The sequence below is a fragment of the Bacillus sp. NP157 genome (assembly GCA_018889975.1).
Classification (GTDB): domain Bacteria; phylum Pseudomonadota; class Gammaproteobacteria; order Xanthomonadales; family Rhodanobacteraceae; genus Luteibacter.
Window position 1 is genome coordinate 3,879,951 of record CP076546.1, and the last position, 11,965, is coordinate 3,891,915.

Sequence of the window (11,965 nt, forward strand, 5' to 3'; positions counted from 1 at the left end):
GCGCGCAGGCGCGCTCCTACGGGGGGTGTACGGCATGGGATCAACCTTTGACGCTGCCCAGCAGCAGGCCTTCGAGGTAGTAACGTTGCAGCGCGAGGAACAGCACCAGCACGGGCAGGATGGTGACGACCGAACCGGCCATCATCAACTCACTGTCCTGCACGTGTTCGCGTGACAGCGAGGCCAGTGCGATGGGCAGGGTGTAATGCTCCTGCCCGGTCAACGCGATCAGCGGCCACATGAAGTCGTTCCACGCGGCAAGGAAGGTGAAGATCGCCAGCGTCACCATGATCGGCTTCAGCAGCGGCATCACGATGGTGGCGAAGATGCGGAACTCGCCCGCGCCGTCGATCCGCGCGGCTTCCATCAGGTCGTCCGGGATGCCGCTGGCATACTGGCGCACGAGGAAGATGCCGAAGATCGTCGCCAGCGCCGGCACGATGATCGCGCCGTAGGTGTTGACCAGGCCCATGTACTTCAGCAGCAGGAACAACGGCAGCATCGCCACCTGCGCGGGGATGACCAGCGCGCCGAGCAGCACCTGGAAAAGCCGTGCGCGCCCCTTGAACTCGAGCTTCGCGAACGCGTAGCCCGCCATCAGGTTGAACGCCAGCGAGACCAGCGTGATCACGGTGGAGATCAGCAGGCTGTTAAACAGGTAGCGGCCCATGCCCGCGTTCATGAACAGCTCGCGGTAGTTCGCCAGCGTCGCGTGCGTCGGCAGCACGGGCGGCGGCAGCGCGCTCGCCTCGCCCTGGGTCATGAACGATACGGAGACCATGTACAGCAGCGGCGCGATCGCGATGATCGACGCGGCGATGAGCAGGCCGTTGATGACGGCCTTGGCGATGCGCGGGCTCATGCCGGCTCTCCCCGCTTCGACAGGCGAAGCATCGTGGCGGTGACGGCGAACATGATGACGAACAGGATGAAGGCGACGGCGGAGGCCGAGCCGAGGTTCCACCACTTGAAGCCTTCCTCGTACATCAGGTACAGCACCGACGTCGTGCTCTGCAGCGGGCCGCCCTCGGTCATGACGTAGGGTTCGGCGAACAGCTGGAAGTAACCCGACACCGTGAGGATGCTCACCATCAGCATCGTCGGCCGGAGCATGGGCAGGGTGATATGGCGGAACTGCGCCCACGAGGACGCGCCATCGATGCGCGCCGCCTCGTAAAGGTCGGCGGGAATCGCCTGCAGGCCAGCCATGAAGATGATCATGTTGTAGCCGAAGTTCTTCCACACCGCGAACAGGATGATCGTCGGCATCGCCCAATGCGGATCGCCGAGCCAGTCCACCGTGGGCAGGCCGAGCGAACCCAGCGAATAGTTGACCAGGCCGTACTTGGTGTTGAACAGGTAACGCCAGATCACCGCAACGGCGACGACCGTGGTCACCACCGGGGCGAACAACGCCGTGCGGAAGAAGGGCTTGAACCGCGCCAGCGGCGAATTCAGCAGCATGGCCGCGCCCAGCGAGGCCATCAGCGACAGCGGCACGCCGACGACGACGAAGTACACGGTGTGGCCGAGCGCCGACCAGAACAGCGGACGCTGCAGCAGCGCCCAGTAGTTCTGCAGCGCGACGAAACGCAGGTTGCGGATGTCGGCCAGCGCGTAGAGGTCATAGTCGGTGACCGACAGCACCAGCGCGGCGACCACCGGCAGCAGGAAGAACAGGCCGAGGATGATCATCGCGGGGGTGATGAACAGCCACGCGGCGCGGGATGTGTTCATGGCGTTGCCTTGTGGCCGTGGTCGAGCATCCAGCGGCGCTTTTCGAGGAGGCGGTCGGCGCGGCGGTCGATCTCTTCCGCGGCCTGGTCGATCGTGAGGTCGCCGTGCGCGGCTTGCGCGGCGACCAGCTGCATCTCGGTGACGATGCGTTCCCACTCCGCCACCGGCGGCGTCGGCTTCACCCGCTCGAGCTGGTCACGGAACGCCAGCGCCTTGTCGTCGTCGCGCAGCGCCGGGGCCTGCCACGAGGAACGACGCGGCGGCATGTCGCCGAGGATCTGGTAGAAACGGTCCTGGATCTCGGGACGCGAGAGGAATTCGATCAGCGCCCACGCATCGTCCTTGTGCTTCGACGCGCGGTAGATCACCAGGCTGGAGCCGCCCGCATTCGACGCACCGGGACCATCGGGGCCCGGCAGCGGCGTGGTGCCCCAGTCGCCCTGCTGTTCCGGCGGCAGGCGCTTGCGGAATTCGCCGATGTTCCACGGCCCGGACAGGTAGAACCCGTAGAAGCCCTGGCCGAACGCCGCCCACGGATTGCCGATGCCGACGTTGGTCATCATCGGCGCCTGCTGGTCCTTGAACAGCGAGACGTAGAACGCCAGCGCCTTCTTGAAGCCGGCGCTGCGGAAATTGCCGTAGCGGCCGTCGTCGCGCAGCAAGGGGTCCGGCTGCTGCAGGGCCAGCGCGAGCAGCTGTTCGAACTCGTTGGTCGGCAAGAGAACGCCATAGGCCTTGCCCCGCGGCTGGGCCATCTTCGCCATCATCGCCTGCCACTCCGCCCAGTCCTTCGGCGGGTGGTCGTAGCCGAGCTTCGCCAGCATGTCCTTGCGATAGAACAGCAGGCGCGTGTCGACGTACCAGGGCACGCCATACAGCGTGCCGTCGATGACGTTGGTCGACCAGATCGCCGGGAAGTAGTCCTTGCGGTCGACCACCTTCGACGCATTCACCCGTGAATCCAGCGGTTCCAGCGCGCCGAGCGCCACCATCTCCGGGATCCACGTATTACCCAGCTGGGTGATGTCCGGCGTGGAATCGCCGGCGTAGGCGGTCAGCAGCTTCTGGTGCGCCGCCGTCAGCGGCAGCTGCTGCACCACCACGTGCACGCCCGGGTGCTCGCGTTCGAACTCGGGCAGCAGCTTCTGCACGGCTTCGCCTTCGCGGCCGATCGTCCACAGCTGCAGTTCGCGCGAACCGTTCTCCGGTTGCGCGCACGAGGCCAGCGCCGCGCCGGCGAAGGCCAGCGCGACGGCAACGCGAATACGACGGGCGGCGCGCATCACCACAGGGTGGAAGCCGTCTCGGCGTCGAGCCAGCCACCAGTGAAGCCGGCGCGCTGCAGGCCCTTGCGGACATACGGGTTCTTCTTCATCACGTTCCAGACGAACTCGCTGCGGTAGTTCTCGATCATCAGCACGATCGGGCCCTGGTCGATGCCCAGGTGCACGGTATCGGCCCAACCGAAGCCCGGCACCAGCTGGCCGGTACGCAGGTCGGTGCGCGTATCGAAGCTGAGGTTGAACGCGTCGACGAAGCCGTACTTGGTGAAGATGTACTTGCCGTACTTCTTCTTCATCTCTTCCAGCGCCGGGATCACGATTTCCGGGGCGAAGGCGATCGAACCACCGGCCGCGGTCGGCACGATGGTGCCGTCGTCGGAGATGTAGTCCAGGCCGGCGCCGCGCGCCGTATAGCCCTGGAACGTGCGTTCCTTGTCGCCCTGCTTGATGATCAGGCCGCCGGGGCCGTTGCTGGCGGTGAGGCCCCATGTGTTCTTGTCGTAACCCTTCCAGCCGCCGGGGTTAGCGATGGCATAGGCCTGCTGCGAATACGTGGCGCGACGGCTGTTCTCGAAATAGTCCAGGCCCTTCTCGCGGTTCCACGCATCCTTGATGCCGCGGAAATCGACCCACGCATGGCTGTACTGGTGGCCGAACATCGGCGCGAAGTTCAGGAAGGTCTGCCCGTGGAATTCGCCCCAGGTCCTGTCGTAGGTCTTCGTCCAGGCCTGCCATGCATCGTCGCCCAACGGGTGGGTCGGCGAGCCCAGCGCGAGGATGTAGACCAGCATGCCTTCGTTGTAGCCCTGCCAGTCGTGCGGGATGGCCTTGCCACCCGGCGTCCAGCCCATGCTGATCAGCGGCGCGTTGTGCTGCAGCCAGGTCCAGTCGACGCGACGGTAGATCTGGTCGGCGAGGTCGCGGATTTCCTTTTCCTTCGCCGTGTCGTGGTCGTAGTAGCTCTGCGCGAACAGCACGCCGCCGAGCAGCAGCGTCGTATCCACCGACGACACTTCGACCCAGCGCGCGAAGCGCTTGCCGGTCTTCATGTCGAGGAAGTGGTAGTAGAAGCCATGGAAGCCGGTGGCATCGTCTTCCGAATCGTTCTGCGCCGACTCATTGAAGAACTTCAGCGTGGCCAGCGTTCGATCCACCGCCTGCTCGCGGGTGACGTACCCACGCTCGACGCCGACGCCGTAAGCGGTGAGGCCGAAGCCCACCGACGCGATCGAAGCAAACGAGTTGGTCGGGTAATGGTCGGGGATCAGGCCGTTGTCGGGGTTGGCGCTGTCCCAGAACCACTGGAAGGTGCGCTTCTCGAGGTCAGCGATCATCGGCGATACCGGGTGCAGGTCCTTGCCGATCGCGGCCGCCGGGGTATGTCCCTTCGCGGCTTTCTGCGCGTCGCGGGCCATGGCCATCGGTGCGGTGCAGGCCAGCAGGGCGGCCAGGGCGAGGGTCAGGCGCTTGGTGGTCGAAGCTTTCATGGGGGGAGGTCCTTGGAACTGTTTCGAGGCTAACGCGAACCGCGTGGGGACGGTGTTCGCGTAAACGTTTACGTCGCGAGGCCAGAAGAAGGCCCCGAAGGGCCCTGGTCGAAGCCAAAACCATACGGGGCGCCACCCCCGGTGTCCATGGCCGGGACAGCTTTCATGCGGCCACCGGCGGCGCCGCGCACTCGCGGGCGATGAATTGCTCGTGGGTCGGCATCAGGTCGACGTTTTTGGAGACGATATCGCGCACGCTGGCGAGGAAGCGGGGCAGGTCCGCGTCCGGCATCTGGTCCACCAGCGGGTGGTAGCCGGTGGGCATGATCCCCTGGCCGACCATCACCTGGACCCAGCTTGTCAGGGCGAACATTTCCTCAGCATTACGGAAGAAGCGGCCGCTGTGCCGGAACAGGTCGATGTTCGCCTGCAACGACTCCGGGATCGGCATCGTGCGGCAGTGGTTCCAGAACGCGCTGTCGTCGCGCTCGGTGGCCTTGTAATGCAGCACGAGGAAGTCGCGGATCCGCTCGGCTTCGAAGCGGGCCTGCTCGTTGTAGCGGTCGACCAGCACCGGATCGATGTCACCCGTGGCCGGGAACAGCTGCAGCAGCCGCGAGATGCCCGACTGGATCATGTGGATCGAGGTGGATTCCAGCGGCTCCATGAAGCCGCTCGACAGGCCCAGCGCCACCACGTTGCGCATCCACGCCTTGCGCCGGATACCGGTGGTGAAGCGCAACGGACGCGGATCGGCCAGTGCCTCGCCATCGAGGTTGGCCAGCAGCGTGGCGGCCGCCTCGTCGTCGCTGATGAACCGGCTGGAGTAGACGTAGCCGTTGCCGGTGCGATGCTGCAGCGGGATCCGCCACTGCCAGCCGGCGCTGCGCGCGGTGCTACGCGTATACGGCGTCGGCGGGCCCACCTTGGCGCAGGGCACGGCCAGCGCGCGATCGCACGGCAGCCACTCGCTCCAGTCTTCGTAGCCGGCCTTGCAGGTGCCTTCGATCAACAGGCCGCGGAAGCCGCTGCAGTCGATGAACAGATCGCCTTCCACGCGCTCGCCGTTTTCAAGGCGCACCGCGGTGACATGGCCATTGTCCGGATTGGTCTCGACCTCGCGCACCTTGCCTTCGGTACGGCGCACGCCAAGCTGTTCGGCGTACTCGCGCAGGAACCGCGCATAGAGCGCCGCGTCGAAGTGATAGGCGTAGGCGATGCTACCGAGCGGGTTGCTCGCGGGTACGTCCACCGGCGCCGGCATGAACTTGCCGCGCATCGCGGCCACGGTGTTGACCGAGTAATCGAGCAGGTCGGCAGCCTGTCCACGCAGGCGGCCTTTGATCCAGTACTGGTGGAACGGCACCATGCCCACGTCGTGGCCCATCGTGCCAAAGCCGTGCACGTAACTGTCGCCGATGCGATTCCAGTCACGGAACTCGATGCCCATCTTGAAGGTGCCCTGCGTGCGCGCGACGAACTGCGCTTCATTCAGGCCCAACAGCTGGTTGAACGCCTTGATATGGGGAACGGTGGCTTCACCGACCCCGACGATGCCGATCTCGTCGGATTCGACCAGGCGGATCGTCGCCTGCCGGTTCAGTGTGCGCGCAAGGGCCGAAGCAGCCATCCAGCCGGCGGTACCGCCGCCGACGACAACGATATTCGTGATGCCAGTGCCCATCGCGTATGAACCGTCAGGTGGGAATAAGAAAGGCGCCCGCGGGGAGACTCGCGGGCGCGAAGGGGATGCATCCGGCTTTTGCCCACCGGATGCATCCGTACCACGTACGCTTTTCGAACCTTAGAACTTGAAGCCGGCGGTGAAGCGCGCTTCGCGGGGAACGCCCGTGATGTTGCCCTTCTTGTTGTACGCGACTTCGGTACCGGTACCGTTCGGGGTGTAGTCCGCGTAGTTCTTCCAGTTGAACACGTTGAGCACGTCGAAGCGGATGTAGAACTTGGTCTGGTCGTTCTCGCTGAGCAGGAAGTCCTTGGTCGCCTGGATGTCGATCTGGCGATAACCCCAGATCTTGCCGCCCAGCAGGAACTTCGAGCCGCCCGGCACGCCCGAGGTCGGGAACGAACCTTCGCCGTGTTCGAACGTGCAACCCGTGCCGCAGGTGAGGAAGCCGTTCCACGGCAGCGGGGTGGCGAGGATCAGCTTGCTCGAGAAGGTGAAGCCCCACGGACCGTCCAGCGAGCCAGTGGCGACGAAGCGATGCTTCGCGGCCGCGTTCGAGGTCACGAACGGATAGTCGAAGATCGTGGCTTCGTCGAACGAGTAATGCTCGTTGATGTCACGGTTCTGGCGCGAGTGGGTGTAGGTGTAGGCGAAGTTCGCGCTCCAGCCCGACTCATGCGTGTACGGCTTGTCAGCCGACAGCAGGACCTGGGTGGTGGCGGTGCGGATGCCGTTGTTGCCGACGATCATCGAACCGAAGCCCGGGATGCCGTTGTTCCACGGCTGCGAGCCTGCCTGGAAGAAGTCGCCGTTCGGGTAGCGGTTGCCGAGGGTGAAGGCGAAGCCGTCGTACGACAGCACGCGGGTCACCGTGGCGTCCGTGTTCCAGTCGCCGACCTTGTTCGACATGCCGATGCTGAACTGGTCCGAATACGGAGCCTTCAGGTTGTTGTTGAGCATGTCAACTTCCTGGCCCAGGTTCGTGCCGTTGACCAGGCCCTGGAGCACCGGGAGACCGTTGAGGAACGACGGATCCCACGCGAAGCAGCTGTTTGCGCCCACGGTGCAGGGGTGGCTGGCCGTGTTGATGTTGATCGTCTGGTACGGCAGCGCGGACTTGGTCTGCTCGAGCTGCAGGTAGTCGTACAGGTTACGGTCGTAGGAACGGCCGGCACCCGCATGGATCACGTGCGCTTCGTCGGCGAACAGGTCATACGACGCACCGAGGCGCGGGGCCCACTGGTTCTGCGCATGGCGGTTGCTGCCGTTGCTGATGTAGTCCTGGTAGTTGATGCCACCCTTCGCCAGCGTCTGCGCGTAGGTCTGGCCCGGGAACAGGCCCTGGGCGTTCGGGTCAAGCGAGTTGAACGCGTTGACCACGTTCTCCGGGGTCACCCAACCGAGGTACGACGGGGTCTTTTCCTTGTCCCAGCGCACGCCGATGTTCAGGGTCAGGTGGTCGTTGACCGACCAGTCGTCCTGCAGGTATGCGCCGTACTGCTTGTCCTTCGTCTCGGACACCGCGTTCAGGCCCGGCACCGGGTTGGAGAACTGCACCTTGTACGGGATAGCTTCGACGCCATTGGTATCGACGTTGTAGGTGTACTGCGGGTTGACCGACTGTGCGTCCTGCGCGTGCAGGGTCACTTCCTTCACCTTGAAGCCGGTCTTGATGACGTGGTCGCCCATCCATTCAAGATCGTTGAAGGTGAAGTCGTCCTGCAGCGACGGTCCTTCCTGGCCCTTGATCTGGGTAGCCAGCGGCGACGCGGCGCCGATGCCGATGAAGGTGGCGTCGTTCGACGGGTGCCAGCTGTAGTTGTAGCCGTTGCCGTAGTTGAGCGGGAGCGGATCGTTCGAGGAGTTCTCGTACGTCGCCTTCAGCTCGTTGAAGTACCAGTCACCACTGTGCTGCCAGCGGAACGCGCCACGGGTGTCGTGGTTCGCGGTGAGGATGGACTGCGACAGCGACTGGCCCGGGCCGATATTGTCGGACTGGGTTTCGCGGCGGACCTGGGTGCTGATCTCGATACGATCGCGGTCGCTGAATTCCCAGTCGATCTTGCCGAAGTACAGCTTCTCGTCGAACGGCAGCGAGGCCGGGCCGAACGCGCTCTGCACGTTGGCCGGCAGCGCGCTGACGGCGGCATCGGGTACGCCACCACCCGGGCTGACCGTGATCGGCGTATCGAACTTCTTCTGCTCGAAGGTCACGAAGAAGTGCATCTGGTCCTTGATGATCGGACCACCGAGGGCGAAGCCGTATTCCTTCTCGAACGAACGGGCCTTGTCGCCGTCCTCTTCGGCCGGGGTGCGGCTGCGGTACTTGTCCGAGGTGTAGGTATCGAACACTTCACCGTGGAACTCGTTCGTGCCCGACTTGGTCTCGGCGGTGATCGCCGCCGAGGATACCTGGTCGTACTCGGCCTTGTAGTTCGTGGTGATGACCTTGTACTCGCCGATGGCGAGCTGCGGGAACGGGTTGCCCTGGCTGTTGACCTGGCCCGACACGCCGCCTGCCTTCACGTAGCTCTTCTGGCCCACGCCGTCGATGAAGACGTTGACCGAGCTGTCGTTCTGCGCACCACCGCGCAGCGAGGTGTGGCCCTGCGCGTCCACGCTGAACACCATGCCCGGCACGGTATCGGCGAATTCGAGGAAGTTGCGCGACACCTGCGGGATGGTCTGGATCTGGCGCAGCGAAATCGTCTTCGAGACTTCCGGCGTCTTCACTTCGGTCAGCGTCGATGCGTTGACCGTCACGCCTTCCATCGAGGTGGCGTTGGCTGCAGTGGCAGCGGCCGGCGACGACGCGGCGAGGTTGAGCGAGGCGGTGGACGCCACGGTCAGCGTCACGTTCTGCTGCGTGCCCGGGCCGGCATCGACCTGGTAGGTCGCCGGCGGCAGGCCGTTGATGATGTAGTTACCGTCGGAGCCCGCGGTGGCCTTGCGGGTGAGGCCGGTCTGCGGGTTGAACGCAGTGACCTGCGCGCCCGGCGTGGCCTTGCCCTTCAGGGTGGCGGTGACGGTCTGGGCCATCGTGGCGGTCGGCGCAACGACCGCGGCGATGCTGGCGGCGATGACGCCGCACAGCAGTTTCTTCTTCATCTGCATCGGAGCTTTCATGGTACCCCTCTCTCCCAATCTTCTTCTGTGTGTATGACCCGGTCCGGCTGGGCGTGGGCACGGCGGGCAGCCTTGCGGCTGCGTCGCGGTGGTCATCGCCACCTCTTTGAAAGGCGATCTGTCCCCGTACCCCCGCCCGTTCCGCATCGCGGACCGAATGGTTTTCGCTATCCATCAATGACGCCGTCCTGGGTTACTGCCACGGCCCGGCAAGCCGCGTACTGCCAACGACGGCGTCAGCCGTGTCGTCGCGCCTTGTCGTTGGCGCCACACGAGGCGCGTACGACGAGTTCGGTGCCGACGACGACGCGCGGTTCGGGCGCGGCGTCCTCGGGTGCTTCGATCATGCGGGCCAGGCGATCCAGCGCGGCCTCGCCCAGTTCGGCGATACGCACGCGCACCGTGGTGAGCGGCGGCGAGACGTAACGCGACATCGGGATATCGTCAAAGCCGGTCACGGCGATGTCGTCGGGCGCCGGTACGCCCGCTTCGGCCAGCGCGGAAAGCGCGCCAATGGCCATCATGTCGTTGGCGGCGAAGATCGCATCCGGGCGCGGCGACATCGCCAGCACCTGCTTGGCCATGCGATAGCCGGACTCTTCGGTGAAGTCGCCCTGCAGGACCACGGCGGTGTCGCCCAGGCCAGCGGCCTCGAGGCCTTCGCGGTAACCGCGGCAGCGCTCCTGCACGTCGTGGTTCACTTCCGGGCCGGCGATGAACACGATGCGCTTGCGGCCGCTGCCGATCAGGTGATCGACCATCGCCTTCGCGCCGCCGAAATCGTCGACGTCGAGCGCGGCATGGCGTTCGCTGCGTACGTGGCTGTTGATCAGCACGGTCGGCAGGACGATCGGCAGGTTCTCGTCGAGGAAGGCAGCATCGGCGTGCGGCGACATCACCAGCAGGCCGTCCACGCGGCCCTGCATCGCACGCAGGGCGATCGCGGCTTCGGTGGCGTCGCCGTGCGAACTGGACACCAGCAGGTAGAGCCCACGTGCCCGGGCGGCCAGGTCGATGCCGCGGATCAGTTCGGAGAAGAACGCGCCATGCAGGTCGGGTAGCAGGGCGCCGATGGTCTGGGTGCGACGGGTGATCAGGCTACGCGCCGCGCTATGCGGCACGTAGCGCAGGCGGGTGGCGACCTCGCGAATGCGCTTCTGCGTTTCGGCCGTCACGCCACCGTGCCCATTCAGGGCACGCGATACGGAGGCCACCGACACGTTGGCCATCCTCGCGACGTCTTTGATCGTCACACTCACGTATGCCTGCCCCTACCCCTAGCCCATCCGGGCTTGATGGCGCGGAACGTAAACGTTTTCAGACAACGTGTAAAGCTTGTTAAATCAACGGCTTGTTGCACTGCACGAGTAAACGTTATTTCGGGCAATACCACTCGGGTGTCGCGTATAAAAATGCGATATGTGGCAGGCGTTTATGTGGTCTGCACCGGGTTATTGCGCTGCATCACGAGTCGTGACGTAACCTTCACGTTTTTGAATGGCTGTCGCGGCTATCAAACGGGCGTTTCGCCGTGCAGGTAAACGTCGTTTTCATGCGTGGCGGCGTCGGCGACACGCGCCTGGTAGAGCATCGAAACCTCCGCGAGGCGGAAGCCGAGGCGTTCGTACAGGCCGATGGCCGAACGGTTCTCGCCGAAGACATGCAGGAAGGCGGTGTCGCCGCGTCCTTCGATCCCGAGGCGGACGATATCCATGAGCCGACCGGCCAGGCCCTTGCCCCGGAAGGCGTCGTCGACACACACGGCGCTGACCTCGGTGTGGCCGTCGAAGCGCATGCGCTCGCCGGCCATGGCGATGAGCCGGCCATGGTCGCGCAGGCCGATGTAACGCCCCATGGCGATGGTCCGTCGCAGGAACGGGCCCGGCTTCGTCCGCTGGGTCAGCTCGATCATCTCGTCGACATCGGCCTCGCCCAGCTCGATCACTCCCCCGTCGTCAGGCACCGCGTCGACCCGACGGGTGGCAACCATCCGGTGCACGGCGCCGACGGGCGTGATGCGCAGGCCGTCGACATCCGTCGGCGCCTCGGGTGCCAGCAACGCGGCGACGTCACCGGGCCGCAGCAACGCGCGCAGCGCCGCGAACGCCTCCGGCGTCATCCCGGCAAGCGCGGCGAACGGCGCGACATCGCTTTGGTAGCGGTGCGCGAGTGCGTTGCCTTCACCGAGGCCGGCCTGGTGGCCGGTGAGTGCTTTCCAGATCGGCGACGCCGTGGCGTCGGAATACGTGTCCTGGTTCATGGCGTGCCGTGGTTCCCCGCCGATGGCGGGACGTACGACAGATCATGATGGTCGCCGCCGTCGATTCAAGGGTCCGCAGCTCTTCGTCGCGGTAGACTGGCGTCCGCGATACGTGCAGGGAATGATTGCCCATGCGAAAAATGAAGGTCATCGAGCGGATGTGGCTCCGCCTCGTTTTTATTTTTTTCCCCGTGCTAGCGATCCTGTTCGGTATATCATGGTGGCTGTCAACGTGGTTCGTCAGTCACGACTTCGGCAGGTGGCGCTTCCTCGCCGGATTGCCTCTCCTCTACGGAGGTTATTTTCTGGCGTTCAGGCTTTTTGCCGATGATCTCGAAACGTTGAAGCAAGAGCGTCTGCGCAAACGCGCAAGGACTGATTAGGACTG

General features: G+C 64.8%; 9 protein-coding genes. 1 reads left to right on the forward strand and 8 read right to left on the reverse strand.

What is annotated here, in order from left to right:
• Positions 1 to 40: 40 nt before the first annotated feature.
• The 8 genes from KPL74_17780 to KPL74_17815 form a co-directional block, all read right to left on the reverse strand.
• Positions 41 to 862 (reverse strand): carbohydrate ABC transporter permease, encoded by an 822-nt coding sequence (locus tag KPL74_17780; protein QWT19584.1) that lies wholly within the window; start codon positions 860 to 862, stop codon positions 41 to 43.
• On the reverse strand, positions 859 to 1,737 hold the full coding sequence (locus KPL74_17785) for a sugar ABC transporter permease (GenBank protein ID QWT19585.1): 879 nt from the start codon (positions 1,735 to 1,737) through the stop codon (positions 859 to 861). Before KPL74_17785 ends, KPL74_17780 begins: the two co-directional genes overlap by 4 nt.
• Positions 1,734 to 3,023 (reverse strand): sugar ABC transporter substrate-binding protein, encoded by a 1,290-nt coding sequence (locus tag KPL74_17790; GenBank protein QWT19586.1) that lies wholly within the window; start codon positions 3,021 to 3,023, stop codon positions 1,734 to 1,736. The genes KPL74_17785 and KPL74_17790 overlap by 4 nt, the downstream gene beginning before the upstream one ends.
• Positions 3,020 to 4,507: a hypothetical protein gene (locus KPL74_17795; protein QWT19587.1), complete on the reverse strand. Its 1,488-nt coding sequence runs from the start codon at positions 4,505 to 4,507 to the stop codon at positions 3,020 to 3,022. Before KPL74_17795 ends, KPL74_17790 begins: the two co-directional genes overlap by 4 nt.
• A gap of 163 nt (positions 4,508 to 4,670) precedes the next feature.
• Positions 4,671 to 6,191 (reverse strand): tryptophan 7-halogenase, encoded by a 1,521-nt coding sequence (locus KPL74_17800; GenBank protein ID QWT19588.1) that lies wholly within the window; start codon positions 6,189 to 6,191, stop codon positions 4,671 to 4,673.
• Between the two features lie 120 nt (positions 6,192 to 6,311).
• Positions 6,312 to 9,317 carry a TonB-dependent receptor gene (locus KPL74_17805; GenBank protein ID QWT19589.1) on the reverse strand — a complete coding sequence of 1,002 codons (3,006 nt, stop codon included), beginning with the start codon at positions 9,315 to 9,317 and terminating at the stop codon, positions 6,312 to 6,314.
• 236 nt (positions 9,318 to 9,553) lie between these two features.
• Positions 9,554 to 10,570 (reverse strand): LacI family transcriptional regulator, encoded by a 1,017-nt coding sequence (locus KPL74_17810; protein QWT19590.1) that lies wholly within the window; start codon positions 10,568 to 10,570, stop codon positions 9,554 to 9,556.
• A gap of 260 nt (positions 10,571 to 10,830) precedes the next feature.
• On the reverse strand, positions 10,831 to 11,577 hold the full coding sequence (locus KPL74_17815; GenBank protein QWT19591.1) for a GNAT family N-acetyltransferase: 747 nt from the start codon (positions 11,575 to 11,577) through the stop codon (positions 10,831 to 10,833).
• A gap of 131 nt (positions 11,578 to 11,708) precedes the next feature.
• On the opposite strand from KPL74_17815, the gene KPL74_17820 reads away from it, so the two are divergent.
• Positions 11,709 to 11,960 carry a hypothetical protein gene (locus tag KPL74_17820; protein QWT19592.1) on the forward strand — a complete coding sequence of 84 codons (252 nt, stop codon included), beginning with the start codon at positions 11,709 to 11,711 and terminating at the stop codon, positions 11,958 to 11,960.
• Positions 11,961 to 11,965: the final 5 nt, after the last annotated feature.

What these genes read in the sequence shown, in the direction of transcription:
- KPL74_17780 (QWT19584.1), bottom strand. Translation starts at nt 862, where the DNA reads ATGAGCCCGCGCATCGCCAAGGCCGTCATCAACGGCCTGCTCATCGCC.
- KPL74_17785 (QWT19585.1), bottom strand. Translation starts at nt 1,737, where the DNA reads ATGAACACATCCCGCGCCGCGTGGCTGTTCATCACCCCCGCGATGATC.
- KPL74_17795 (QWT19587.1), bottom strand. Translation starts at nt 4,507, where the DNA reads ATGAAAGCTTCGACCACCAAGCGCCTGACCCTCGCCCTGGCCGCCCTG.
- KPL74_17800 (QWT19588.1), bottom strand. Translation starts at nt 6,191, where the DNA reads ATGGGCACTGGCATCACGAATATCGTTGTCGTCGGCGGCGGTACCGCC.
- KPL74_17805 (QWT19589.1), bottom strand. Translation starts at nt 9,317, where the DNA reads ATGAAAGCTCCGATGCAGATGAAGAAGAAACTGCTGTGCGGCGTCATC.
- KPL74_17815 (QWT19591.1), bottom strand. Translation starts at nt 11,577, where the DNA reads ATGAACCAGGACACGTATTCCGACGCCACGGCGTCGCCGATCTGGAAA.
- KPL74_17820 (QWT19592.1), top strand. Translation starts at nt 11,709, where the DNA reads ATGCGAAAAATGAAGGTCATCGAGCGGATGTGGCTCCGCCTCGTTTTT.